Source organism: Nocardia sp. bgisy134 (genome assembly GCF_057708325.1).
In genome coordinates this window covers 20,591-44,193 of the sequence record NZ_JBYIRW010000006.1, presented here as the reverse complement: position 1 = coordinate 44,193, position 23,603 = coordinate 20,591, and the positions used below count along the sequence as shown (strand labels likewise).

The 23,603-nt window shown below is 68.7% G+C and carries 25 protein-coding genes; 15 read left to right on the top strand and 10 right to left on the bottom strand.

All coding sequences use genetic code 11. The features are described from left to right. Positions 1–184: 184 nt before the first annotated feature. The 7 genes from AC3ERS_RS12725 (at position 185) to purN (ending at position 7,127) form a co-directional block, all read left to right on the top strand. Complete coding sequence (locus AC3ERS_RS12725) at positions 185–802, top strand: histidine phosphatase family protein (protein WP_431967414.1); 618 nt, start codon at positions 185–187, stop codon at positions 800–802. After that, on the top strand, positions 799–1,458 hold the full coding sequence (locus AC3ERS_RS12720) for a TlpA disulfide reductase family protein (RefSeq protein WP_431966891.1): 660 nt from the start codon (positions 799–801) through the stop codon (positions 1,456–1,458). The genes AC3ERS_RS12725 and AC3ERS_RS12720 overlap by 4 nt, the downstream gene beginning before the upstream one ends. Positions 1,459–1,489: 31 nt before the next feature. After that, complete coding sequence (locus AC3ERS_RS12715; RefSeq protein WP_431966889.1) at positions 1,490–2,311, top strand: cytochrome c biogenesis CcdA family protein; 822 nt, start codon at positions 1,490–1,492, stop codon at positions 2,309–2,311. Next, entirely contained in the window at positions 2,308–3,978 is a 1,671-nt protein-coding gene (resB, locus tag AC3ERS_RS12710; protein WP_431966886.1) for a cytochrome c biogenesis protein ResB, read from the top strand. The genes AC3ERS_RS12715 and resB overlap by 4 nt, the downstream gene beginning before the upstream one ends. 2 nt (positions 3,979–3,980) lie before the next feature. After that, a complete protein-coding gene (gene ccsB, locus AC3ERS_RS12705) occupies positions 3,981–4,946 on the top strand; it encodes a c-type cytochrome biogenesis protein CcsB (protein ID WP_431966884.1) in 966 nt (321 codons plus the stop codon). A 483-nt stretch (positions 4,947–5,429) separates the two neighbouring features. Continuing rightward, positions 5,430–6,326, top strand: coding sequence for an MspA family porin (locus tag AC3ERS_RS12700; protein ID WP_431966882.1), 897 nt, complete (start codon positions 5,430–5,432; stop codon positions 6,324–6,326). A 192-nt stretch (positions 6,327–6,518) separates the two neighbouring features. After that, positions 6,519–7,127 (top strand): phosphoribosylglycinamide formyltransferase, encoded by a 609-nt coding sequence (gene purN / locus AC3ERS_RS12695; RefSeq protein ID WP_431966880.1) that lies wholly within the window; start codon positions 6,519–6,521, stop codon positions 7,125–7,127. Positions 7,128–7,354: 227 nt separating this feature from the next. Here the strand turns inward: purN and AC3ERS_RS12690 are convergent, their stop codons facing one another. Beyond that, positions 7,355–8,386, bottom strand: coding sequence for a hypothetical protein (locus tag AC3ERS_RS12690; protein WP_431966878.1), 1,032 nt, complete (start codon positions 8,384–8,386; stop codon positions 7,355–7,357). Between the two features lie 239 nt (positions 8,387–8,625). On the opposite strand from AC3ERS_RS12690, the gene AC3ERS_RS12685 reads away from it, so the two are divergent. Next, complete coding sequence (locus AC3ERS_RS12685; RefSeq protein ID WP_431966876.1) at positions 8,626–9,339, top strand: hypothetical protein; 714 nt, start codon at positions 8,626–8,628, stop codon at positions 9,337–9,339. A 75-nt stretch (positions 9,340–9,414) separates the two neighbouring features. On the opposite strand, the gene AC3ERS_RS12680 is transcribed toward AC3ERS_RS12685, so the two are convergent. Together AC3ERS_RS12680 and AC3ERS_RS12675 are read right to left on the bottom strand one after the other, a co-directional pair. Continuing rightward, the gene (locus AC3ERS_RS12680; protein WP_431966874.1) at positions 9,415–9,615 is read right to left on the bottom strand and encodes a hypothetical protein; all 201 of its coding nucleotides are present in this window, start codon (positions 9,613–9,615) and stop codon (positions 9,415–9,417) included. Positions 9,616–9,733: 118 nt separating this feature from the next. Further along, positions 9,734–9,946 carry a BldC family transcriptional regulator gene (locus AC3ERS_RS12675; protein WP_067792165.1) on the bottom strand — a complete coding sequence of 71 codons (213 nt, stop codon included), beginning with the start codon at positions 9,944–9,946 and terminating at the stop codon, positions 9,734–9,736. Positions 9,947–10,129: 183 nt separating this feature from the next. Between AC3ERS_RS12675 and AC3ERS_RS12670 the strand changes: the two genes are divergently transcribed. The 5 genes from AC3ERS_RS12670 (at position 10,130) to AC3ERS_RS12650 (ending at position 12,917) form a co-directional block, all read left to right on the top strand. Continuing rightward, entirely contained in the window at positions 10,130–10,477 is a 348-nt protein-coding gene (locus tag AC3ERS_RS12670; protein WP_431966871.1) for a DUF4229 domain-containing protein, read from the top strand. After that, entirely contained in the window at positions 10,474–11,559 is a 1,086-nt protein-coding gene (cds1, locus tag AC3ERS_RS12665) for an L-cysteine desulfhydrase Cds1 (RefSeq protein ID WP_431966869.1), read from the top strand. Before AC3ERS_RS12670 ends, cds1 begins: the two co-directional genes overlap by 4 nt. Before the next feature lie 109 nt (positions 11,560–11,668). Beyond that, positions 11,669–11,887 carry a helix-turn-helix domain-containing protein gene (locus AC3ERS_RS12660; protein ID WP_431966867.1) on the top strand — a complete coding sequence of 73 codons (219 nt, stop codon included), beginning with the start codon at positions 11,669–11,671 and terminating at the stop codon, positions 11,885–11,887. Further along, positions 11,887–12,465 carry a Clp protease N-terminal domain-containing protein gene (locus tag AC3ERS_RS12655; protein WP_431966865.1) on the top strand — a complete coding sequence of 193 codons (579 nt, stop codon included), beginning with the start codon at positions 11,887–11,889 and terminating at the stop codon, positions 12,463–12,465. The genes AC3ERS_RS12660 and AC3ERS_RS12655 overlap by 1 nt, the downstream gene beginning before the upstream one ends. Before the next feature lie 59 nt (positions 12,466–12,524). Beyond that, on the top strand, positions 12,525–12,917 hold the full coding sequence (locus AC3ERS_RS12650; protein ID WP_431966863.1) for a phage holin family protein: 393 nt from the start codon (positions 12,525–12,527) through the stop codon (positions 12,915–12,917). An 8-nt stretch (positions 12,918–12,925) separates the two neighbouring features. On the opposite strand, the gene AC3ERS_RS12645 is transcribed toward AC3ERS_RS12650, so the two are convergent. Together AC3ERS_RS12645 and AC3ERS_RS12640 are read right to left on the bottom strand one after the other, a co-directional pair. Further along, positions 12,926–13,795, bottom strand: a complete 870-nt coding sequence (locus tag AC3ERS_RS12645) for a 1,4-dihydroxy-2-naphthoate polyprenyltransferase (protein WP_431966861.1) — start codon at positions 13,793–13,795, stop codon at positions 12,926–12,928. A 50-nt stretch (positions 13,796–13,845) separates the two neighbouring features. Next, complete coding sequence (locus AC3ERS_RS12640; RefSeq protein ID WP_431966859.1) at positions 13,846–14,304, bottom strand: SRPBCC family protein; 459 nt, start codon at positions 14,302–14,304, stop codon at positions 13,846–13,848. 88 nt (positions 14,305–14,392) lie between these two features. Here AC3ERS_RS12640 and AC3ERS_RS12635 point away from each other — a divergent pair, with 88 nt between their 5' ends. Continuing rightward, a complete protein-coding gene (locus AC3ERS_RS12635) occupies positions 14,393–17,887 on the top strand; it encodes an AfsR/SARP family transcriptional regulator (protein ID WP_431966857.1) in 3,495 nt (1,164 codons plus the stop codon). 120 nt (positions 17,888–18,007) lie between these two features. On the opposite strand, the gene AC3ERS_RS12630 is transcribed toward AC3ERS_RS12635, so the two are convergent. From AC3ERS_RS12630 to AC3ERS_RS12610, 5 genes are all read right to left on the bottom strand, one after another. Further along, positions 18,008–18,841, bottom strand: a complete 834-nt coding sequence (locus AC3ERS_RS12630; protein WP_431966855.1) for an ABC transporter permease — start codon at positions 18,839–18,841, stop codon at positions 18,008–18,010. Continuing rightward, positions 18,838–19,818 (bottom strand): ATP-binding cassette domain-containing protein, encoded by a 981-nt coding sequence (locus AC3ERS_RS12625; RefSeq protein ID WP_431966853.1) that lies wholly within the window; start codon positions 19,816–19,818, stop codon positions 18,838–18,840. The genes AC3ERS_RS12630 and AC3ERS_RS12625 overlap by 4 nt, the downstream gene beginning before the upstream one ends. Before the next feature lie 99 nt (positions 19,819–19,917). Further along, a complete protein-coding gene (gene menE, locus AC3ERS_RS12620) occupies positions 19,918–21,051 on the bottom strand; it encodes an o-succinylbenzoate--CoA ligase (protein WP_431967412.1) in 1,134 nt (377 codons plus the stop codon). Positions 21,052–21,405: 354 nt separating this feature from the next. Then, positions 21,406–21,798 (bottom strand): VOC family protein, encoded by a 393-nt coding sequence (locus AC3ERS_RS12615; RefSeq protein ID WP_431966851.1) that lies wholly within the window; start codon positions 21,796–21,798, stop codon positions 21,406–21,408. A 16-nt stretch (positions 21,799–21,814) separates the two neighbouring features. After that, complete coding sequence (locus AC3ERS_RS12610; RefSeq protein ID WP_431966849.1) at positions 21,815–22,708, bottom strand: 1,4-dihydroxy-2-naphthoyl-CoA synthase; 894 nt, start codon at positions 22,706–22,708, stop codon at positions 21,815–21,817. A 186-nt stretch (positions 22,709–22,894) separates the two neighbouring features. Here AC3ERS_RS12610 and AC3ERS_RS12605 point away from each other — a divergent pair, with 186 nt between their 5' ends. Further along, a complete protein-coding gene (locus AC3ERS_RS12605) occupies positions 22,895–23,539 on the top strand; it encodes a PaaI family thioesterase (RefSeq protein WP_431967410.1) in 645 nt (214 codons plus the stop codon). The last annotated feature ends 64 nt before the right edge of the window (positions 23,540–23,603 follow it).

Sequence of the window (23,603 nt, the reverse complement as noted above, 5' to 3'; positions counted from 1 at the left end):
CGCCGCCGACCAGTCCGCGGCCGACCTCGCCGCAGCCGACGCGACACTCTCCGACGCGGTCGCCGACGAGCCGCCCGCCGTCGGCGCCAAGGACACCGAAACCCCCGCGCGCTCCTCGCGCACCACCGCCACTCCGCGCTCCGGCGAGCCCGACCTCGCCGACGCGAGCCCGGCCGTCGAGACCATCGTGCACGTGCTGCGGCACGGCGAGGTGCACAACCCGAAGGGCATTCTCTACGGTCGGCTGCCCGGCTTCAGCCTGTCGGTCACCGGCCGGGCGCAGGCGGGTGCGGTCGCTCGGGCGCTGTCCGATCACGACATCGCCGTGGTGATCGCCTCGCCGCTGCAGCGCGCGCAGGAGACCGCCGCGCCGATCGCCGAGCAGCACGGCGTGATCGTGCGCACCGACGAGAACCTCATCGAGGCGGGCAACACCTTCGAGGGCCTGCGGGTGTCCGTCGGCGACGGCGCGCTGCGCAAGCCGCGGCACTGGTGGAAGCTGCGCGACCCGTTCACCCCGTCCTGGGGCGAGCCGTACCTGCAGATCGCGCACCGCATGCTGGCCGCGGTCAACAAGGCTCGGGTCGAGGCCGCGGGTCGCGAGGCGGTGCTCGTCTCGCACCAGCTGCCCGTCTGGACGCTGCGGCGGTTCCTCCAAGGGCAGCGGCTCTGGCACGACCCGCGCGCCAGGCAGTGCTCGCTCGCCTCGCTGACCTCGCTGGTCTACCAGGGTGACACGCTCGTCGACATCGTCTACTCCGAGCCCGCGGGCGGTTCGGATCCCACGGTGCACGGCGCATGATCCGTGCCACCGCGTCGTTCCCCGCGACAGTCAGGTCCGCGTCCGCACGGACGCCGGCCAGGCGGATCGCGCCGGTGCTCGTAGCGTGCGTGGCCCTGGTGGCCGCGCTCGCGGGCTGCTCGACCGGATCGGACGCGGTGGCCACCGGCGGCACCTTCGAATTCGTCTCGCCGGGCGGCAAGACCGAGATCTACTACGATCCGCCCGCCGCGCGCGGCACCATCGGCGCGCTCTCCGGCCCCGATCTGATGACCGAAGGCAAGACCGTCTCGGTCGCCGACTTCCCCGACAAGGTGGTCGTCGTCAACCTGTGGGGCCAGTGGTGCGGGCCGTGCCGCGCGGAGGCGCCCGCGCTGGAGAAGGTCTACGAAGCCACCAAGGACAAGGGCGTCGCCTTCCTCGGCATCAACGTCCGTGATCCCCAGCGGGACAAGGCGCAGGACTTCGTCACCGACAACAAGGTCGGCTACCCGTCCATCTACGACCCGTCCATGCGCACCCTGCTCGCCCTCGGCGGCAATTTTCCGACCAGCGTCATCCCGACCACCCTCGTGCTGGACCGGCAGCATCGCGTCGCGGCCGTCTTCCTGCGGTCGCTGATCGCGGAGGATCTGCAGCCGATCGTGACGAAACTCGCCGAGGAGGGCGAGCAGTGATGGGCCGTCCGACCTTGTGGGGCGTGCGGTGATGGTGCTCGCGAGTGTGGGGGAATCGTTCCAGCAGACGGCGGCGACCGGCCCGCTGCTGCTCGCGCTCGGCGCGTGCCTGCTGGCGGGGCTGGTGTCGTTCGCCTCGCCGTGCGTGGTTCCGCTGGTGCCCGGGTACCTGTCGTATCTGGCCGGGCTGGTCGGCGCCGAGGCCCCGCCCGCGACCGCCGAGTCGGCGAAAGGCCGTTCCTCGGTCGCGGTTTCCGCGCGCGCGGGCAAGTTGCGCGTCGCCGGTGCGGCCGGGCTGTTCGTCGCCGGTTTCACCGTGGTCTTCGTGCTCGCGACGGCCACCGTGTTCGGCGTCATCCAGACCCTCAACGTGAATCGTGAACTGCTGCAACGCATCGGCGGCGTGGTCACGATCCTGATGGGTCTGGTGTTCGTCGGTCTGGTGCCCGCCTTGCAGCGCGACACCAGGATGGAGCCGCGCCGCCTCACCAGCCTCGTCGGCGCGCCGCTGCTCGGCGGCGTCTTCGCGCTCGGCTGGACGCCGTGCCTCGGCCCCACCCTGTCCGGCGTGATGGCGGTGGCCGCGGGCACCGAAGGCACCACAGCCGTTCGCGGCGTCGCGCTGATCGTCGCGTACTGCCTCGGGCTCGGGCTGCCGTTCGTGATCCTGGCCTTCGGTTCGGCGGGCGCACTGCGCGGCGTCGGCTGGCTGCGCCGCAATTCGCGAACCATTCAGATCGTCGGGGGCATCCTGCTCATGGCCGTCGGCGTCGCGCTGGTCACGGGGGCGTGGGATCAGTTCGTGGCGTGGGTGCGCGACGCGTTCGTCTCCGAGGTGACCCTGCCGATATGACCGTGACCGACCATCCCGTGGCCGAACCGGCCTCGCATCGTCCGCCCCGGCAGTCGCTACCCGGCCGCGCCATCGCGCTCGTCCGCAACACCTGGCGCGGGCTCACCAGCATGCGCACCGCACTGGTCCTGCTGTTCCTGCTCGCGCTCGCCGCGATTCCCGGCGCCCTGCTGCCGCAGCGGAACCTGAACGAGCAGAAGGTCGAACAGTACATCGCCGACCGCCCGACGCTCGGACCGTGGATGGACCGCTTCGAACTGTTCGACGTGTTCTCCAGCTTCTGGTTCACCGCGGTCTACGTGCTGCTGTTCGTCTCGCTGGTCGGCTGCATCCTGCCGCGCACCTTCGATCACTACAAGGCGCTGCGCACCCCGCCGGTGCGCGCCCCGCGCAACCTGTCCCGTTTGCCGCACCACTACTCGGGCGAGTCGGCGAGCACCCCCGAGCAGTTGATCGAGCACGCGCGCGGGCAGCTGCGCGGCTGGCGCACCGAGGTGCGGCCGGGCAACCGCCCCGGCGAGCTCACCCTCTCCGGGGAGAAGGGCTACACCCGCGAATTCGGCAATCTGGTCTTCCATCTGGCGCTGGTCTGCCTGCTGGTGGCCATCGCGGTGGGCAAGCTGTTCGGCTACGAGGGCACCGTCATCGTGATCGCCAACAACGGCCCCGGCTTCTGCACCACCTCGCCCGCGGTGTTCGACTCCTTCCGGGCGGGCAACGTCAACGACGGCACCGGCATGACGCCGGTCTGCGTGCGGGTCAAGGACTTCCAGGCCGACTACCTACGCACCGGACAGGCCGAGATGTTCACCTCGGACGTCGACTACCAGGCCGGACCGGATCTGGCCACCGACACATGGCGCTCCGCCACATTGCAGGTCAACCATCCGCTGCGGGTCGAGGGCGATCGCCTCTACCTCCAAGGCCACGGGTACGCGCCGACGTTCACCGTGACCTTCCCGAACGGCCAGACCAGGACCGAGACCATCCAGTGGCGGCCCGACGACGCGCGGACCTTCCTGTCCAGCGGCGTGCTGCGCATCGACCCGCCCGGCGGCATGTACGCCACCGACGAGGAGCGCCGCAAGAACCAGATCGCCATCGAGGGTCTGTTCGCGCCGACCGCGCTGTTCCATGGCAACCTGCTCACCTCGGCCTTCCCGAGCATGGACGACCCCGCCGTCGCGGTGGACATCTACCGCGGCGACACCGGTCTCGACACCGGGCGATCGCAGGATCTGTTCTCGCTGGACCAGGAGATGGTGCGGCAGGGCAGGCTCACCAAGGAGGCCAGGGTCAACCTGCGCCCCGGCGAATCGACCACGCTGCCCAACGGCGCGAAGGTGACCTTCGACGGCGCGCAGGAATTCGTGAACCTGCAGGTCTCGCACGACCCGGCCCAGCAGTGGGTGCTGGTGAGCGCGCTGGCCATGATGGCAGGCCTGCTGGTCTCGCTGCTGGTGAAACGGCGGCGGATCTGGGTGCGGGTCTACCCGGCTGACGACCCTGCCGGTACCGTTGACCAACGACGCATCGTAGTAGAAATGGGCGGGCTCGCCAGAACCGATCAGGCGGGTTGGGGCGGCGAATTCGACCGGCTCCGCGGGCGCCTGCTGGAGGCTGCGGGCGACGACGTGAAGACCGACGCCACACGCACGGGAGAGTGAACATGCCGATCGACGAGACCCTCGCCGGGTACAGCAACCTCGCCTTCAAATCGGCGTTCGTCATCTACGTGCTCGCGCTCGGTCTGCTGATCGCGCAGTACGCGTCGGTGCAGACCCGCAAGGCCGAGGCGCGCGAACTCGTCACCGTCGGTGGCGGCGCGGGGCCGGGCGTGCCGGGGAAGGTGGCGCCGCCACCGCGCCGTTCGCGTGCCGAACAGTTCGGCAACATGGCGTTCTCCGTGCTGATCGTCGGCATCGTCCTGCACGTCGCCTCGATCGTGCTGCGCGGCTTCGCGACCCACCGCTTCCCGCTCGGCAACATGTACGAGTTCGTCACCATGGCCTGCGCGGCGGCGCTGGTCGTCGGTCTCGGATTCCTGTACGAGCAGAAGTTCCGCGCCATCTGGGTGTTCCTGATCGCGCCCGTGCTCGTCCTGATGTTCCTCGCCGGGCAGGTGTTGTACGCGGAGGCCGCGCCCGTGGTGCCCGCGCTGAAATCGTTCTGGCTGCCCATCCACGTCACCGTGGTGAGCATCGGCAGCGGCATCTTCCTGCTGTCCGGCGTCGCGAGCCTGCTGTTCCTGTACCGCCTGCGTCAGCCCGAGGGCCAGGAGTCCGACAGCCCGCTCGGCAAGATCGCCCGCCGCCTGCCCGACGCCCGCGCCCTCGACCGCCTCGCCTACAAGACCACCATCATCGGCTTCCCCCTCTTCGGCGCAGGCGTCATCCTCGGCGCCATCTGGGCCGAGGCCGCCTGGGGCCGCTTCTGGGGTTGGGACCCCAAGGAGACCTGCTCCTTCATCGCCTGGGTCCTCTACGCCGCCTACCTGCACGCCCGCGCCACCTCCGGCTGGCGCGACACCAAGGCCGCCTGGATCAACATCGCAGGTTTCGTCGCCATGCTCTTCAACCTGTTCATCATCAACATCGTGATCTCGGGGTTGCACAGCTACGCGGGGCTGAACTAACTGGCTTCGACCTGCGCGTTAGCGCTTGTCTTCGAATCTCCCGGTGCGGTTGAATCCGGCTCGGTACGCAGTGGATTCGCGATGTTCCCGGAGGACGCCGCCCACGGCGTTCCGCGTGGACTCGTCGGTGTCCGGCCAAGGTGCGCGTAGTACCGCGACGTGGTGATCGCGCTGACGTGCCGGACCCGCGCTTGCACGGTCTTGATGTCGGCGCCGTGGCTGATGAACAGGGAAGCGCAATAGTGCCCCGCGGCGACGCCGCCTCAGGCAACCTGAGCATCATCCGCGCTTGGCAAATCTATGGCTGAGCCCTGGAAGGTGCGCAACACGCCCCGCAGCCTGAACGAGCCGGGCCGGTATCTCATTATGCTTGCCAAATATTAGCTATATCGGTCTGTTCATGCGATTCTGCCGCCGCTGATGTACATCCGATTCGGAACGGAATCAGATATGCGACCTCGATTCGTCGTTATCGTGACCGGTGTGGTCGCGGCCGTCCTGGCTGTGGGTCTGTGGCCCGGCGCCGAGCCGAGCCGAGCCCAACCGCCCGGCGCGGACGTATCCGGTGCCGGGATTCATGTGACGACATCGGTGGAGAACATCAAAGTGGACCCACCGGGCGACCGGATGCCGAACTTCCTCATGACGTTCGCGCATGCCGCGCAGCTATCCGGCGACTACTCGCTGAACGTGGAGGGTGATGGAATAACGTCCGGCGAGGCCGTCGCGGGGTTCCTCGTCGGCTGCGCGCTCAGTCTGGACAACGGCTTCACCGTCGGAATCGATCCAGAACAAGGGCTGTTGGCGAGTATTTCCCCCGAATTCAGCCAGTCGAACGTTGCCGCCCGAGTACCGAATACACAGGTGACTCCGGTGTCCACACCGCCGAGTGCGACGCTGACGCCGCTGCCCACACCGCAGCGTGCCAGCACCACCTCCCGGAGTCTCGCTACTACCTCGGCGGGCGCCGCTACTACCTCGGCGGGCGCCGCTACTACCTCGGCGGGCGCCGCCACCACCTCCCCGAGCGCCGACACCACCTCCCCGAGCGCCGACACCACGTCCCCGAGCGTCGACACCACGTCCCCGAGTGCCTCGGCCCCCAGCGCGAGCCTCGGACCGACCGTCGGCGGGACCCTGGGCCTGGCAGAGGTCCTCGAAGCCACCTTGGCGCCGGGCCAGATCACCACCGTCACGACAGTGACGACCAACCTGGACAACAAGACCGTGTTCCCGTATCACTTCATTTTCAACAACGCCGCGTTGAACGTCGGCCAGTGTGCCTCACCGGTTTCGGCCGTCCCCTTCATCACCGCCACGGTGAGTACCGCGGTGGGGACGGTGCAGACCTCCGCCTACGGCAGCCAGTTCATCTTCTGATCCGACTGGGTACCTGACTCGGAATCGCCGCCCAGACGGCCGTCATCGCCGTCACCACGCTGGAACGCAAGCACTTCTCCATCGTTCGGTCCAGGACCGGCCAACTGCTGCTCATGCCGTAACCCACGATTTCTGATCGGCCGGGTCTCGACCGTCGTCGAGCCGCGGCTCGGGCTGTGGGAGACTGCGGGTATGTCGAGGCTTCGGGTCGCGGTGCTTGCGTCGGGCTATGGGTCGAATTTGCGTGCGCTGCACGGGGCCTCGCTGGAGGAGGAGGCGCGGTTCGCGATCGCGTTGGTGATCGGGAACAACAGTGGGTCCGGGGCGTTGGCGTATGCGCGGGAGGCCGGGATTCCGGCGGTGCACATGTCGGGGCGGACGCATCCGGATCCGGAGGAACTGGACGAGACGATGCGGGCGACGCTCGTCGCGCACGATACGGCTCTGGTCGTCACCGCGGGCTATATGAAGAAGCTGGGGCCGCGGGTGCGCGAGGAGTTCGGCGGGCGCATCATCAACATCCATCCCGCGCTGCTCCCGCGCCACGGCGGACTGGGCATGTACGGCAAGGCCGTCCACGAGGCCGTTCTCGCGGCGGGCGATACGGTGTCCGGTCCGACGGTCCACTTCGTGACCGAGGAGTACGACACGGGCGCGGTCATCGCGCAGAGCGAAGTGCCGGTGCTGCCCGACGACACGGTCGATTCGCTGGCCGAGCGCGTCCTGGCCGCCGAGCACCTGTTGCTTCCCGCAGTCGTCCAGATCATCGCGACCCGGGACTCCGCCGCCGCCGACCGCTGACTCGATCCGGGTGTGCCGACACCCACCGCTGTCGTCCTCGGCCACGGTCGTCTTCGACTGGTTCGACGATGTTGTTCGCTCGAACGAGTGCAGCGCGCCGGTGCCGCCCAGCGCGGGCAGCTCCGGCGCACGCGAGACGACCAGTTCGCCGGCCCCGTCCAGCGCGAGACCGGAATCATGGCGTCATCGAAACAGGCGCGCCACCTCCGCGGTCGACGGGCCTCGACTCAACTGGACGAACTCGACGAACTCGATGAACTGCTCGAGCTCGATGACGAACTGCTCGAGCTCGACGACGAGGAACTCGATGAGCCGGCCGACGATGTAGCCGACTGGAAGTAATAGGTGGTGTCCGTGTTGTGCGCGATGTCGATGCCGCTGATGCCTGTTATTCCGAGCTCCTCGCCGTGATCGATGACGAGATAAGCGGGTCCGGATCCGTTCATGGTGCCGAGCAGGGCGTGGAAATCGTCCGTCCCCGCCTCGCGCATACCCGCCTCGACAGAGCCGGAATCGCGATGCATCAGATACTGATAGACCTCTTGGGTGTCGGCCGCCATGGCGGAGTTGCGCATCAGAAAGTGCAGCGGTGGAAGGGTTTCGGGTTTTCCCGCGGCGGCGGCGTACTGGTAGAAGTACACATCGGAGTTCCGCAACCGCTCGTCCCCGTGCCGGTAGTTCTGCCACGAGTAGATGTGATTCGAGCCGGGGCGCGGGCAATTCTTGTAGTAGTACGACGATGTCGCCGAGACTCTGTGCCATCGCGTGCACACCGCGCCTACCGAGTCGGATGCGTCCTCGGTCGAATACTCCGCGTCGAAAAGCTTTTCGCGCCAAGCGATCGACGCACGGTGCGCTCGATGTTCGCTAGCCGACCGGGCGGCGGCCGTCCGCATCTTGGCGACCAGCTCTTCGCCCCGCGCCCTGCACGCCTCGTAGGTTGCCGTGGCCTTCTCCAACTTCGCCTTTTCGCGGGCGACATGGGCTGCCTCCACATCCTCCGCGACGGGTGCGTCCATCGGAGGAGCCTCCGGCACCGTGCTGCTGTCATCGCTCGGCGCTACGCTTTCGTCGCCCGCCGCGGTGCTGAGGTCGCCTGGTGCGGTGCTGATCTCGCTCGACGTAGTGCCGAGGCCGCTCGCGGTGCCGGCGTCATCTCCGGTGTCGCGTTCGCCGGTCCCGGTCCCTCCGGTCGCGGGCGGCAGTGTCGAATCGGGCGCGGGCGTCACTCCCGCGGCGGATGTTTCGTCTTCGGACATCGGCGCGGCCATTACCATCGGTCCCTTGCGATCGCGGGCGAGCGGCCGACACCCGGCACGGACGCCGTCGTCGATCATGACCGGGTTCGGCCAGTGTTCGAGCAGTGTGCGCCGACCGAGCAGGACGCGCGCCCGATTCTCCGAATTGCGGCGCGACACACGTGTTCTCGGGCCGCGCGCGTGTCACGAGGTCCGAAAAGAATCGTGTCGTCCGGATCCGCTGTGGCAGGATCGGCCGGATGAGTGGGGAGAACATCTCGGGGGCCGAGTACGCGTGGCCCGAACGATGGCGATGGGAAGAAAAGCGCGCGCGGGACTACGAGCGGCGCGGCTGGGCGGGCGTGCGGGTGGAGGACATCGAACACGACGGGGTGCGGGAATCCGGGCTGTTGCTGGCGCTCCGCGCGCCGCGCAAAATCTACGGAGTGCTGGCGGCGGCGCTCGGAGTGCTGCTGGTCGCGGTCGCCGGAGCGAACGCGGTGATCGCGGTCGTCGAACGGACCTGGCTCGGCCTGCTGGCCTTGGTGTTCGTCGGGCCGCTCGGTGTGCTGGCGCTGCTGTCGGCGTATCTGATTCTGCGCGGACGGCGAGGCGTGGTGCCGGGATTGACGCTCACGCCGACGCGAATCCTGTATCGCGACAACGCGGGCAGCGTCTTCGCGATCCCGTGGCAGCAGGTATCTGGTATCGACGCTCGCATCCGACGCCAGGGCGGAAGCCGCTATGACAACCTCATCGCCATCGAGGCGCATCCGTCCGCCGAAGTCTGGCAATCCGTCAACGCGACCGTGCGGCGGATGACGATCAACAGGGGCGATTTCGGCATCATGACCGTGTCGGACAGGCACCTGCTCATGAACCCGCTGATCGCCCACAGCCTCCTGCGGCACTACCTGGCGAATCCCGACCAGCGACCGAACGTCTGCCGCAACGCACCGCTGAGCCAACCCTGACCGCCGATGCAGGCGACCCGCGCGCAGTCATCCGGCCGGGCGCACGACCCGCGTCAGGACGCGGTCCGACCCGATTCAGCGGTCGGTGGTGCCATCACCGTCGGGATGCTGTTGCCGCGAGATGCGCCACAGGAACTCCGGGTCGTCGTCGGGCCCGAGGATCTGCTTGCGCTGGGGTGAACGGGGGATTCGATCACCAGCACGCACGGGGCCGAACGCCTTCCAGCACAACACCGCGACAGCCACTACGGCGATGAGTGCCAACAGATACGTCACGTTCGCTCACCTCCTGCTATCGAGGGTAGCCGCGTGCGACGTCAACGCACACCGCAGGAGCCGAATCGGTCCGACATGACCGGGCGCGGGCATGGATGCCCGCGCCGGTCGTGGTCGTTCAGCGGGTGGGGGTTGCTTCCGTGGTCAGCGACTTCAGCAGCTGGAGAACCTCGGACTCCCGGAAACGGCGATGCCCGCCCGGCGTGCGCAGCGAGCCGAGGCGCCCGGCATGGGCCCAGCGGGTGACGGTCTTCGGATCGACGTGGAACAGGGCAGCCACTTGGCCGGGTGTCAGCAGAGTGTCCTGGCCGCCGACGGTGATCGCAGTCATAGCAAACCTCTCCGTTCTCGACAGTTCCCTCATCAGATGGCGCCATCGTTGCACTCCGACCCCTAGGTACGCGAACCACCTACAGTTGGTAAAGGCGAAGTAATGGACAAAACGGATCGTCGTCCGGCCTCGGGAACGGGTGTGGGCCGAGGGCGGGCAACAGCTTCGCATACCCTGGTCCACGTGAGCGACTCCACCCGTCCGGACGGCGCATCGTCCCAGCCCACCGCGCATCCCGGCCGCAGGCTGGCCCTGAATCTGGCGCTGTACACGCTCGCCAGGCTGGCGCTGGTCGCGGTGATCACCGCACTGATCGTGGGGGCCGCGCGACTGGTCTCGGTGGACATCCCGCTGGTCGTGGCCGCGCTGTTCGCGCTGATCATCGCGATGCCGCTGTCGCTGGCGCTGTTCAAGAAGCTGCGCGCCAAGGTCAACGAGGACATCGCGGTGGTCGACGAGAAGCGCCGCAAGGACAAGGCGCAGCTGCGTGCGCGCCTGCGAGGTGAGGACGGGTCCGGAGCGGACAAGTGAAGTACTGCGACCACAGCGCCCCGCGCGACTGGGTCGACAACGCGGTGCGGTTGATCGACGCCGACGCCCAGCGCTCCGCCGACACGCATCTGCTCCGCTATCCGCTGCCGGTCGAGTGGAACATCCAGCTGTACCTGAAGGACGAGTCCACCCACATCACCGGCAGCCTCAAACACCGCCTCGCTCGCTCACTGTTCCTGTACGCCATCTGCAACGGCTGGGTTACCGAGGGCACCACGGTGGTGGAGGCGTCCTCGGGTTCGACCGCGGTGAGCGAGGCGTACTTCGCCAAGCTGCTCGGTCTGGATTTCGTCGCGGTGATGCCGGCGAGCACCTCGCCGCAGAAGGTCGCGCTGATCGAGGCGCAGGGCGGCCGTTGCCATTTCGTGGAGCGTCCGCCGGACATGTACACCGAGGCGGCGCGGCTGGCGGCCGAGTGCGGCGGCCACTACATGGACCAGTTCACCCACGCCGAGCGGGCCACCGACTGGCGCGGCAACAACAACATCGCCGAATCCATCTTCGAGCAGATGGTGCTCGAGACGCACCCGGTCCCGGAATGGATCGTGGCGGGCGCGGGCACCGGCGGCACCAGCGCCACCATCGGCCGCTACATCCGCTACCGCAGGCATGCCACCAAGCTCGCCGTGGTCGATCCGGAGAACTCCGCCTTCTACGGCGGCTACGAGACCGGGGACGCCGGATATCAGACCGGCATGCCGTCGCGGATCGAAGGCATCGGCCGCCCCCGGGTGGAGCCCTCGTTCATGGGGCAGGTGGTGGACCGGATGATCGAGGTCCCCGACGTCGCCTCGATCGCCGCCATGCGACACGCCAGCCACGTGCTCGGCCGCCGCGTCGGCGGGTCGACCGGCACCAATCTGTGGGGCGTGTTCCACCTGATCGCGGAGATGCTCGCCGAAAAGCGCAGCGGCAGCGTGGTCACCCTGCTCTGTGACGGCGGAGATCGATACGCCGGAACCTATTTCGACGACGAGTGGGTCGCCGCCCAGGGTATGAGCCTGGCCGAGCCGACCGCCGTCCTCGACGAATTCCACGCCACCGGCATCTGGAACGGCTGAGCGCAACTCCGGCTTTGGCATTCCTCCCGTAGCGAAACGCCGCTCCCGCACGACATTGCGCGTCAATTTTTGTTGACACGCGCCGCGCGCGTCAATCAAAATTGACGTCATGACTGAGGCAACCACCCTGGCGGCCGCCGCGGGCAGTCCCGATCCCAAGGTCGGGTTGCGCGCCGTGCTCGCACTGCGTCGGCTGCTCGAACGGCTGGAGGCGATCCAGGTGACCAATGCCCGCGCGCAGGGCTGGTCATGGCAGGCGATCGCCGACGCGCTCGAGGTCAGCAAGCAGGCGGTCCACCAGAAGTACAACCGGAAAGGCAGAAACTGATGTTCGAACGGTTCAGCAGGTCGGCGCGGACGGCCGTGGTGATCGCGCAGGAAGACGCCCGTGAGCTGGGGTCGCCGAGCATCGAGGTCGAGCACGTGCTGCTCGGTCTGCTCGCACAGGGCGAGCCCGAGCTGAAGGCGTTGCTGGCGGACGCCGGGCTCACCCACGAGGGTGTGCTGAGCGCGTTGAACGTCGAAGCGCCCAGCGAGCCGCTCGGCGCCGAGGACGCCGAGGCGCTGCGCTCGATCGGCATCGACCTGGACGCGGTGCGCGAATCGCTGGAGGCAGGCTTCGGCCAGGACGTGCTGGACCGTCCGCTCCCCGAGCCGCGGCGCGGATTCCTCGGGCGGCCGCGGTGGACCAGCGGGCACATCCCGTTCACCAGGGACGCGAAGAAAGTGCTCGAGCTCTCACTCCGGGAAGCCCTCGCGCGCAAGGACAAAAGCATCGAATCCGGGCACGTGCTGCTCGGTATCCTGCGCGCGCCGAATCAGACCACGGTCGGCTTGTTCGGTGGCTCCGGGCCGATCCACGATCTGCGGCCGAAGGTGCACGCACTGCTCGACCGTGCGGCCTGACAAGCACGGAAACTTGTTTCCCGCCAGCGGCGGCGGGCCACCGGACTTAGCATGTGCGCATGCAGCTTGTGCTTCGGTTGATCATCAACGCGTTCGCCATATGGTTGGCCGCCGAATGGGTGGGCGGTATCGACATCCTGAGCCCGAAAGAGAACGGCACCGGCGGCGAGATTCTCGTCGCCCTTGCCATCGCGGTGGTGTTCACCGTGGTCAACGCGCTGGTGAAGCCCCTCGTGAAGCTTTTGTCGCTGCCGTTGATCGTGCTGACCCTCGGCCTGTTCCTGCTGTTGATCAACGCGCTGATGCTCTGGCTCACCGCGGAGATCACCGAACTCGCCGACGCCCCCGAGTACGGCCTCGTGGTGAACGGGTTCTGGGCCGCCGTCCTCGGCGGCATCATCATCTCGCTGGTGAACTGGGTTCTCGGCGTGCTCGTTCCCGACAACGACTGACGGACCGGTCAGGCGAAACCGAGCGCCAGCGCGGTCAGCGCCGACCAGACGAGCAGTGCGAGACCGGAATCACGCAGCGCCGGAATCAGTTCGAGGCCGTTGCCGCCCGACCGCACGGGTGCGTTGGCGCGCACCGCGAGCGGGAGGGCGAGCACGCCCACCAGGGCGAAGGGGGTGCGGACCACCAGCAGCAGGGTGACGACGAACGGCGCGGCCAGCAGCGCGATGTGCAGGGTGCGGGTGCGGGGATCGCCGAGCTTGACCGCGAGCGTGGTCTTTCCGGATTCGGTGTCGGTGGGGATGTCGCGCAGGTTGTTGGCGACCAGCACCGCGCTGGAGAACGAACCGACCGCCACCGCGAGCGCCGCACCCACCCAGTCGACGCGCTCGGCCTGCACGAACTGCGTGCCGAGCACGGCGACCAACCCGAAGAACACGAAGACCGCCAGCTCGCCGAAACCGCTGTAGCCGTACGGCTTGCTGCCGCCGGTGTAGAACCAGGCGCCCGCCAGGCAGGCCACGCCGACCAGCAGCAGCCACCACGCGGTCGTCGCGACGAGGATCAGGCCGAGTACGCCGCCGATCGCCAGGCTCAGGATCGCGGCGTTCTTGACCGCCGTCGGCGAGGCGAGCTTGGACCCGACCAGCCGCAGCGGGCCGACGCGCTCGTCGTCGGTGCCCCTGATGCCGTCGGAATAGTCGTTGGCGTAGTTGACGCCGATGATCAGGGCCAGCGAGACCAGCAGCGCCAGAACGGCTTTCCACCACACCGCGGCGTCGAGCGAGGCTGCGGCGCCGGTACCGGCGATGACCGGGGCGATCGCGTTCGGCAGGGTGCGGGGCCGTGCGCCCTCGATCCATTGCGCTGCTGTAGCCATGAACGCAGCCTAATAGGCGCAGCCGGGCGAAGCCCGCCGACAGCCCGCGCTCAGGCTTCGGCCGTCGCCTTCAGCCGGGTGAGTCCCTTCTCGAAGTCCTTGCCGACCAGCCGGTCCATCGAGATCACCTTGCCGAGCAGCGCCATCAGGCCCTGCTGCGTGCCGGTCATCCGCCAGACCACCTCGGTGGCGCGCGACTCGGTGGGGGTCAGCTCGAAGTCGACGTGGTTGGTCGCTTTGAAGGGCTTGAGGAACTCGAGACGGATGCCGATCTCGCCTTCCTCGTCGGAGACGATCTCCATGCTGCCCGCGCCCGCCTTGCGGTTGCCGCTCCAGGCGTAGTGCGCGCCGACGCCGGATGCCGCGCCGGAGTAGGTGCGCTGGAGCTGCGGGTCGAGATCCTCCCAGGGCGACCACTTCGTCCACTCCCGGAAATTGTCGATGAGCGCGTGGATGTGCGCGGGCTCGGCCGAAACGACGACCCGCCGGACCACTTCGAACTCAGCCATGCGCAAAGCGTAGGCGCAAGCCCGCCGTAATCCACGGAAGAAAACGATGTCAGTCTCAACCCGCTCCCTCGCATACGATGACCACGGCATGTTTCCAGATCGGCGCGGCCCTGAGGGCCCGAATCCCACCGCTACGCCGTCGGCGGGCGCATCGGTCGCGGTGGCCCTGCTCGGCGAGGTCGCGCTGCGCCGCGACGGCGCGCTCACACCCGTACCCGGCACGCGATCCCGGCTGCTGCTCACCGCGCTGGCCTTGCGACCCGGCCGCAGCCGCACCGCAGCGGGTCTGATCGACGACGTGTGGGCCGATCAGCCGCCCCGCGCGCCGATGAACGCGCTGCACACCCAGGTGTCGCGGCTGCGCTCGACGCTGCCCGACGGAGCGCTGGAGGTCGGCCCCTCGGGCTACCGGCTCACCTTCGCGCCCGACCAGGTCGACCTGACGCTCGGTGGTGCGTTGCTTTCCCGCGCCCGCGGCGAGCTCGCGGCCGGGGACGTCGCCGCCTGCCTGGAGTCGGTGCGCGAGGCGCGAGCGCTCTGGCGCGGCGAACCCGCCGCCGATCTGCCTCCCGGTGAGATCGCGGAGGAACTCGGCCGCGTCGCGGCCTCGCTGGCCGCCGAGCTGGACGCGGTGGAGCTGACGGCGCGTGAATCCGGTGGCGACATTCGGGGCGCACTCGAAATCGCGCGGCGCCGCGCGGCAGCCGAACCACTCGACGAACCCGCTCACCTGGACCTCATGCGCCTGCTCGCGCGGGCCGACCGGGCCAACGAGGCGCTGGAATCCTTCGCGGCGTTCCGGAATCGCCTCGCCGATCAACTGGGCGCGGACCCGGGCCGGGCGCTGGTGGAGTTGAACACCGCCATCCTGCGGGGTGAGGCGGTGGGCGCCCCGGAAGCTACGACGAACGGTGGAAGCGTCCCCTCCGACGGGCGGAGGCCCGTGACGCTCAGCGTCGTCGAGAACCCCGAATGGACAACCCCTTCCGGCCAGGACGAGTCGGCGCATGTCACAGCCGTCGGCCTCCCGGCACCGGACACGAGCACGTCGCCGCTGCACACGCAGCCCCGTTCCCGCTCCGACACCCCGCGCGAGGCCATCGGCTTGCGCGCCGCGCCGAACGCGCTGCTGGGCAGGGAAGCCGACCTCGACCAGCTCGTCGGGCTGCTGCGCGCCGCGCGGGTGGTCACCGTGCTCGGGCCGGGCGGCACCGGAAAGACCAGGGTGGCCAACGAAGTCGGCGCCAGGGTGGCGCGGCAGGAATCCGTGGTGCTGGTGGAGCTCGCGTCGGTGCGCTCGACCTCCGTCGACGACGCGCGGGCCGATATCGAGTCGGCGATCAGTACGACGCTCGGGATCGGCGAGGTGGTCCGCGAGCCGGGTCTGCTGCGGCCGGGGCGAATCGACACGGGCAGGCGGCTGCGCGACGCGTTGTCGGCCCGTCCGATGCTGGTGATCCTGGACAACTGTGAGCATCTCGTCGATGCCGTCGCCGAGGTCGTCGCCGACCTGATCGGCAGCTGCGACCAGCTCACCGTGCTGACCACCAGCCGCGCCCCGCTGGCCATCACCGCGGAGAGCGTCTATCCCTTGGCGCCCTTGGCCATCGACGCCGCGGGCTCGCCCGCCACCGACCTGTTCAGCGCGCGAGCCCGCGCGGTGCGGCCGACGGTGCGCCTCGACCAAGACGCCGTCGCCAGGCTGTGCGCGATGCTCGATGGTCTGCCGCTGGCCATCGAACTCGCCGCCGCCCGCGCCCGCACCATGAGCGTCGAGGAGATCGAGTCCCGGCTCGAGCACCGATTCGCGCTGCTGCGTGGCGGCGACCGTTCGTCACCGGAACGGCACCGCACGCTGCACGCGGTGATCGCGTGGAGCTGGAACCTGCTCGATCCGCCGCAACAGGCGACATTGCGCCGAATGTGCCGTTTTCCAGCGGGTTTCACGTCGATCGCCGCCGAGGCGGTGGCGGGCGGCCCGGACATCGACGACGTGGCCGCCGCGGTGGACGGCCTGGTGAGCCAGTCGCTGCTTACCGTGCTCGAGGACGAGGACGGCACGCGGTACCGAATGCTGGAGACGGTCCGTGAATTCGGCGAGGAACAGCTGACCAGCGTCGGCGAGGCCGAGCTCGTCATGCGGCGGATGTCGCGGTGGGCGGCCGAATACTCGGCCGATGCCGCCCTGCGCTACCGCACCGACGACCAGGTGACGACGGTGCTCTCGGTCGCCGCCGAACAGGACAATCTGGCGGGGGTGCTGCGCTACGCGCTGGACCGTGACGACGCCGCGACGGTGTATCGCGTGTTCCCGGTCCTCGCGATGCTGTGGATGATGCGCGGCGCGCACATGGAGCTGACGTCGTGGGCGCCGCGAGTGCTGCGCTGCGCGCCGGAGCCGGAACCCGCGCGCGGCGTCCTCGCGGATCTGCGGATGCTGGCCGGACTGACGATCGGAATACACCTGGTCTTCCTGAGCGCCGATCCGCGCCCGCTGGCCACCGTGCGGGCGCGCACCCGGGTGCTGCTGCGCACCGCTGTCGGCATGAACCCCGGGCTGCGCCTCCTCGGCGGACTGCTGATGGTGGACGCGTCCGGAAAAGGCGTGGCGCGCATGCTCGCCGACGGCGCGCGTTCCCCCGACCCGGACGTGCGGGTGGCCGCGCTCATCGCCCGCGCGAACATCAGGGAGAACGCGGGCGACGTGCACGGCTCGGCCCGTGACGGACTCGGCGCCCTGCGGGTGCTCGAGTCCTACGACCTGTGGGGCGTCGCCATGGTCTGTCAGCATCTCGGCCAGCTCGGCGGCCAGACCGCCCGCTACGCCGAGTCGGTGGACTACTACCGCAGGGCCGCCGCGGTGCTGCGCACCTTGCGGGCCCACGACGAGGCCGTGGAGATCCGCAGCTACCTCGCGGTCGCGTTGATCGGCGTCGGTCAGGTGGAGCGGGCGCGCGAGGAATTGGACTTCGCGCTCGGCGCGTCCGACGACCCGGCCTATGTCGCCCCGATCGACGATCCGAACGTCCGGCGCAACCATCGGCTGGCCACCGTGTCGGGCGGCGTCGCGGAACTCGCACTGGCCGAGGGCGACACGGACACCGGATTGCGGTACTACCGCAGGTCGCTGGAGCTGCTGGGCTGGCCGGACGAGGATCTGACGCCGGGGCCGGGCGGGCTCATGCTGGCCAGCGCGATGGTCGGCGCGCACGTGCTGTGCGGACGTGCCGAGGCGGCAACGGAACTCGCCGCCGAACTCACCGAGGGAGCGGCGGGCAGGCTGGCCCAGTTCTACGACCTGCCGCAGATCGGCGCGGTGGCATGCGCGGTCGGCTCGCATCGGCTCGCGATCGAGCCGGACGCCCCGGCCGGTCTGGAGCTGCTCGCGCTGTCGGCGAAGGTCGTCGCCCGGCAGGACTATCCCTCGATGATGGTGCGGCGGCACAGGGACTTCCACCGATCACGAGTCGGTGCCGAGCGGATGGACGCGGCCCTGCGGGCGGCCACCGGGCTGCGCCGCAGGACCGGAGCGGCACGGATCATCGCGCTGCTGCGCGAGTTGAGCGGAATGCTGGACGCTTAGCGACAGTCGGGCGAAGTCAGCCCACAAACCGCGGCACGGCCGGAGTGAACGCGGAGATACGCCCAGCGGAGACGACAAAGGGCCGGAACCCCTTTCGAGGTTCCGGCCGTGCGATGTCGATCAGGCTCTGCGCATGTACGCCTTGACCGTCAGCGGAGCGAAGATGGCGATCACGACCGCCGAGCCGACCAGCGACCACGCCAGGTTGCTGCCGTAGACGTTGCTGTTCATCAGCTCTCGGCACGCGTTCACCATGTAGTACACCGGGTTGACGTGGTTGATCCCCTGCATCCAGCCGGGCATGGTCTGCGCCGGAGCGAACGCGCCGGACATGAAGGTGAGCGGGAACATCACCATCATCGAGATGCCCTGCACACCAGCCGCGCTCTTGCCGGTCACGCCGACCAGCGCCCAGATCCAGCTGATCGCGAACGAGCACAGCACGATGACCACCGCGGCGACCAGAACGCCGAGCACGCCGCCGCCGGGACGGTAGCCGAGGCACAGGCCGACGATCACGGTGAGCGTGGTGGCGATGCCATAGCGCACCATGTCGGCGATCAGCGCACCGCTCAGCGCCGAGATGCGAGCGATCGGAAGCGATTTGAAGCGATCGAAGACGCCCTTGTCCATGTCCTCGCGCAGCTGGGTGCCGGTGACCACCGAGGTGAGCACCACGGTCTGCACCAGGATGCCGGGAATGATGAGTGGCAGGTAGTCGTGCGGGTTGCCCGCGATGGCGCCGCCGAAGATGTAGGTGAACAGCGCCGTGAACAGGATCGGCTGGATCGTCACGTCGAACAGCTGCTCGGGCTTGTGCTTGATCTTGAGAATGCCCCGGTAGGCCATGGTGAACGAGCTGGACACCGTCTGGCGGAGGCCGATTCGGTTGCTGGCTTCGGGGATTCGGATCGGTGCCGCCGTGGCGGCGGTCGGTGCGGTGAGGGTGGTCATGCCGCGCTCCGTTCGTTGTCGTCGGCCGGGTGGCCGGTGATGGTCAGGAAGACTTCGTCCAGGCTCGGCTTGCTCACCGTGATCTCGTCGATCGCGATGTCCCACTCGCGCAGCCGGACCAGCAGGTCGGTGGTGACGCTCGCGTCCGGCAGCGGCGCGGTGAGCCGACCGGCCTCGGGGGTGATCTGCGCGTCGGCGCCGAGGAAATCGCCGACGATACGGCGGGCGTCGGCGAGCTGGCCTCGGTCGACCAGGGTCAGATGCAGGGAGGAACCGCCGACCGAGGCCTTGAGTTCGTCGGCGGTGCCGTCGGCGATCACCTTGCCGCGGTCGATCACGGCGATCCGGTCGGCCAGCTGATCCGCCTCGTCCAGGTACTGCGTGGTGAGCAGCACCGTCGCGCCGTCGCGGACGAGGCGGCGGATGGTGTCCCACATCTGCGCGCGGGTGCGCGGATCGAGACCGGTGGTCGGCTCGTCGAGGAACAGCAGCGGCGGCGTGGCGATCAGGCTCGCCGCGAGGTCGAGGCGGCGGCGCATACCGCCGGAGAAGTTCTTCAGCGGCTTGTTCGCCGCTTCCGTGAGATCGAACTCCTCGAGCAGTTCGCTCGCCTTACGCCGGGAGTCGGCCCGGCTCAGGCCGAGCAGGCGGGAGAAGACGATCAGGTTCTCGGTGGCGGTCAGATCCTCGTCGACCGAGGCGTACTGCCCGGTGAGCCCGAGCAGCGACCGGACCGCGGTCGGCTCGGCGACCACATCGTGGCCGAAGATCCTGGCGCGACCGCCGTCGGGACGCAGCAGCGTCGAGAGCATCCGGATGGTGGTGGTCTTGCCCGCCCCGTTCGGCCCGAGCACTCCGTACACCGAGCCCTGCGGCACCGCCAGGCTCACGCCATCCACGGCCCGCTGCTCCCCGAACACCTTGACCAGTGCGTCGGCTTCGACGGCCAGTGCCGCATGTGGTGCGAAAGATTTCATGCCACGAACTCTGTCGCCCCCCGCTTGCACCGCCCTTACACCGCTATTGCACGCCCGCTTGCATCACACCGACAGGCGAACGAAGAGTCTGCGAGGAGGTCAGTTGGGGGACTGGGCGAGGAGCAGTTCGCGGAGTTTGGCTCGGTTGGGTTTGCCGGGGCCGTGCAGCGGCAGTTCGTCCAGGAGCGCCAGTTCGCGGGGGGCGGCAATGGCGTCGAGCTCGCGGACGACGTGATCGCGCAGTTCCTCGAGCGTGGGGGTGGCTCCCGCGGTGGGGACGACCGCGACCGCGACGCGTTGGCCGAGGCGTTCGTCGGGCAGGCCGAGCACCACGCACTCGCTGATGGACGGGTGCGTCACCAGCACGGCCTCGACGACCTGCGGGATCACCAGCAATCCGCCCGTCAGGATGGCCTCGTCCAGCCGTCCGGTGATCTGGAGCACGCCGTTGGCGAAAGTGCCCGCGTCCTCGGTGCGGAACCAGCCGGGTTCGGCGAAGGCGGGGTGGTCGGGCTGGCCTCGGTAACCGCTGGCGATCATGGCGCCGCCGAGCAGGACGCGGCCGTCTTCGATGCGCACCTTCGCGCCGTCGAGCGGCACGCCCTCGTAGACGCAGCCGCCGCAGGTCTCGCTCATGCCGTAGGTGCGAACGACGTTGATACCGGCGGCTTTCGCGCGCTCGTACACCGGCAGCGGGGTGGCCGCGCCGCCGACCAGCACGGCATCGAGATCGGCGAGCGCCTCGGCGGCGCCGGGTGCGTCGAGGGCCTTGATCAACTGGGTCGGCACCAGGGCGGTGTAGCGGCGCCGGCCGCGCATGCCTGCCACCGCGCCCGCCAGCGCCTCGGGGAGGAATCCGCCGGAGACGTCGAGCACGGTGGGTTCGGCGCCCGCCAGAATGCTGCGCAAGAGCACCTGGAGGCCCGCTATGTGGTGGGTGGGCAGCGCGAGCAGCCAGGCGCCCGGGCCGCCGAGGCGGTCATGGGTCGCGGTGCCGCTGGCGCGCAGCGCGGAGGCGCTGAGCATGGCGCCCTTGGGCACGCCGGTGGTGCCGGAGGTGGTGACCACCAGCGCCACGTCGTCGTCGATCGATTCGCCGGGGGAGAGCGCGTCGCTGAGCCGACGAGCCTCCCTGCGGTCGCTGGTCGGGATGGGCAGCCACGCGGGGCCGTTGCCCTCCAACGCTTCTCGCAGATGCGGTAGTACGTCGCCCAGTCCGGACCCGGTAGGCATCGGGAGCGTCCGCAAAGTGTTGCTCACGACTCCGCCTCGCTGAAGCTCTGGCGCTCACTCACGACCGCACCTCGCCGTCGCTCGGTTCCATCACGATAGGGATCGTGTCATGCCCGCGCCGTCGCGCGGGGAACGGGTCGGTTTGCTGGGGCGGCGCGCGCAGCGTGCGGCCGCCCCGAAGGAATGGGGCTCGGCTAAGCCAGACATCGAGACTGCGATTCACTCGTCGGACGGGTCGCGGAAGGCGGTCGCCCGGACATCGGCGGCCGGGCGTCCGCTAGAGCGCTATCGTCCTCGCCGAGGCAGCCCTTGGCAACTCGGCATTCGGACCTCGGTCCGATCCCCGCCCGTCGATCACTCGTCCGACCAGCGGGAATCCCTCCGGATCGGATGTTCGGGCGGAATTTCCACCAGCACCACCGGCACACCGTCCGGGTCGCGAATCCACATTTCGATCAAGCCCCATGGCTCCTGTTTCGGCGCCCTGTCGATCGGGATTCCCTTCAGTGCCAGCTCGACGGCGGCGGAGTCGACATCGCGCACCTGCAACCAGATAGCGCCGTCGAAGGCCGTCGACGCGCCCGTTCCGCCGTGCGCCGCGACCTCCACCAGCGACTGTCCAGCGAAGAAAACGGTTCCGCCCGGGTATTCCCTGGCGATCGCGAGACCGAGTCCGTCGCGATAGAACTCGAGCGTTTTCGCGTAGTCCGCCGGCCGCAGAATCACTCGGCTGCTGAGGATCTCCATGGGGCCAGTCCCTTCGTCAGAAGTACCAAGGGTAGGGCGACCAGTCCGGCTTGCGCTTCTCCAGGAACGCGTCGCGGCCTTCCACCGCTTCGTCGGTCATGTACGCCATCCGGGTGGCTTCGCCCGCGAACAGCTGCTGGCCGACCAAGCCGTCGTCGAGCAGATTGAACGCGTACTTCAGCATGCGCTGGGCCTGTGGGGATTTGCCGTTGATGTCGGCGGTCCACTCCAGCGCGACGTCTTCCAGCTCGGCGTGGTCGACGACCTTGTTGACCGCGCCCATCTGATGCATTTCCTCGGCGGTGTACGGGCGGCCGAGGAAGAAGATCTCGCGGGCGAACTTCTGGCCGACCATCTTTGCCAGGTAAGCGCTGCCGTAGCCGCCGTCGAAACTGCCGACATCGGCGTCGGTCTGCTTGAACCTGGCGTGCTCGCGACTGGCCAGCGTCAGGTCGCAGACCACGTGCAAGCTGTGCCCTCCGCCCGCGGCCCAGCCGTTGACCAGCGCGATGACGACCTTGGGCATGAAGCGGATGAGGCGCTGGACCTCGAGGATGTGCAGCCTGCCCGCCCGCGCTTGGTCGACGGTGTCGGCGGTCTCGCCGTCGGCGTACTGGTAACCGCTACGGCCGCGAATGCGCTGGTCACCGCCGGAGCAGAAGGCCCAGCCGCCGTCCTTGGGGCTCGGTCCGTTGCCGGTGATCAGGACCGCGCCGACATCGGAAGTCATTCGCGCGTGGTCGAGCGCCCGGTAGAGCTCGTCGACCGTATGCGGCCGAAACGCGTTGCGCACCTCGGGCCGATCGAACGCCACCCGCACCGTGCCCTGCTCGATATGCCGGTGATAGGTGATGTCGGTCAGATTCTCGAATCCGGGGACCGGTCGCCACAGCTTGGGATTGAACGTCACGCTTGTGATTATTGCCCGCGGCGAAAGATCCGGTGCCAGCGACTTCCGTGCATTTCGCCACCGTGGACTTGACGGTGTAAAACTACGCGTTACCGTGCAGGTATGAGCGAGCGAGTGAAACCTGTTCCAGATTCCGCCGCGGAGGCGCCCGCCGAATCGGATGCGCCGCGTTCCCCGGGGACGGCGATCCGCCCGCGCATCGATCGCAGCGCGGTGGACGAAAGCCGGTACGAAACGCACGGCGGATTCCCGAAGGTTTCCCGCGCCCGGATCGGTTCGAATTTCGGGCCTTTCGTGGAAGCCATGCGCACGCTGCAGGATCTGGCGGTCTCGGTCGACGCGCCCGACGAGGTGTTCGGCGCGGCGTTGGCGCAGGCACGCGAGCTCATCGAGTTGCTGGAGCCGCATCGCGCGCCGGAATTGCAGGGCCCGGCCGGGCGTGCGGTGGAACTGCCAGGGCGCGGCAGCCTGTTGCTGTTGCCATGGCGGGTGCTCTCGGCCGGACCGGACGGCATCACCATGACGGGCGAGTTTCGCCGTTTTCATCTCGGCGGCAACGGCGCGGCGCACGGTGGCGTGCTTCCGCTGCTGTTCGACGACCTGCTCGGCATGATCGTGCACTACGCGGGAAGACCGATCAGCCGGACCGCCTATCTGCACGTGAATTACCGCAAGATCACTCCGCTGGAACGGACGCTGACAGTATCGGGACGCGTCGACCGCGTCGAAGGCCGCAAAACCTTCATCACCGCCGAATTGCGCGATGAGCAGGGCGATTTGCTTGCGGATTGCGAAGGGTTGATGGTGCAGTTGCTGCCGTGGCAGCCGTGAGCGGAACTAGCCCGTGTGACCGCGCGCACCAGTGCGTATAGTGGCGTGCGCTCGTTCATCGACA

Coding starts and splice junctions, on each gene's coding strand:
- AC3ERS_RS12660 (WP_431966867.1), top strand. CDS start 11,669: ATGACTGAGGCAACCACCCTGGCGGCCGCCGCGGGCAGTCCCGATCCC.
- AC3ERS_RS12650 (WP_431966863.1), top strand. CDS start 12,525: ATGCAGCTTGTGCTTCGGTTGATCATCAACGCGTTCGCCATATGGTTG.
- AC3ERS_RS12690 (WP_431966878.1), bottom strand. CDS start 8,386: ATGTCCGAAGACGAAACATCCGCCGCGGGAGTGACGCCCGCGCCCGAT.
- AC3ERS_RS12715 (WP_431966889.1), top strand. CDS start 1,490: ATGGTGCTCGCGAGTGTGGGGGAATCGTTCCAGCAGACGGCGGCGACC.
- menE (WP_431967412.1), bottom strand. CDS start 21,051: ATGCCTACCGGGTCCGGACTGGGCGACGTACTACCGCATCTGCGAGAA.
- AC3ERS_RS12640 (WP_431966859.1), bottom strand. CDS start 14,304: ATGGCTGAGTTCGAAGTGGTCCGGCGGGTCGTCGTTTCGGCCGAGCCC.
- ccsB (WP_431966884.1), top strand. CDS start 3,981: ATGCCGATCGACGAGACCCTCGCCGGGTACAGCAACCTCGCCTTCAAA.
- AC3ERS_RS12635 (WP_431966857.1), top strand. CDS start 14,393: ATGTTTCCAGATCGGCGCGGCCCTGAGGGCCCGAATCCCACCGCTACG.
- purN (WP_431966880.1), top strand. CDS start 6,519: ATGTCGAGGCTTCGGGTCGCGGTGCTTGCGTCGGGCTATGGGTCGAAT.
- AC3ERS_RS12685 (WP_431966876.1), top strand. CDS start 8,626: ATGAGTGGGGAGAACATCTCGGGGGCCGAGTACGCGTGGCCCGAACGA.
- AC3ERS_RS12655 (WP_431966865.1), top strand. CDS start 11,887: ATGTTCGAACGGTTCAGCAGGTCGGCGCGGACGGCCGTGGTGATCGCG.
- AC3ERS_RS12630 (WP_431966855.1), bottom strand. CDS start 18,841: ATGACCACCCTCACCGCACCGACCGCCGCCACGGCGGCACCGATCCGA.
- AC3ERS_RS12675 (WP_067792165.1), bottom strand. CDS start 9,946: ATGACTGCGATCACCGTCGGCGGCCAGGACACTCTGCTGACACCCGGC.
- AC3ERS_RS12720 (WP_431966891.1), top strand. CDS start 799: ATGATCCGTGCCACCGCGTCGTTCCCCGCGACAGTCAGGTCCGCGTCC.
- AC3ERS_RS12615 (WP_431966851.1), bottom strand. CDS start 21,798: ATGGAGATCCTCAGCAGCCGAGTGATTCTGCGGCCGGCGGACTACGCG.
- AC3ERS_RS12645 (WP_431966861.1), bottom strand. CDS start 13,795: ATGGCTACAGCAGCGCAATGGATCGAGGGCGCACGGCCCCGCACCCTG.
- resB (WP_431966886.1), top strand. CDS start 2,308: ATGACCGTGACCGACCATCCCGTGGCCGAACCGGCCTCGCATCGTCCG.
- AC3ERS_RS12625 (WP_431966853.1), bottom strand. CDS start 19,818: ATGAAATCTTTCGCACCACATGCGGCACTGGCCGTCGAAGCCGACGCA.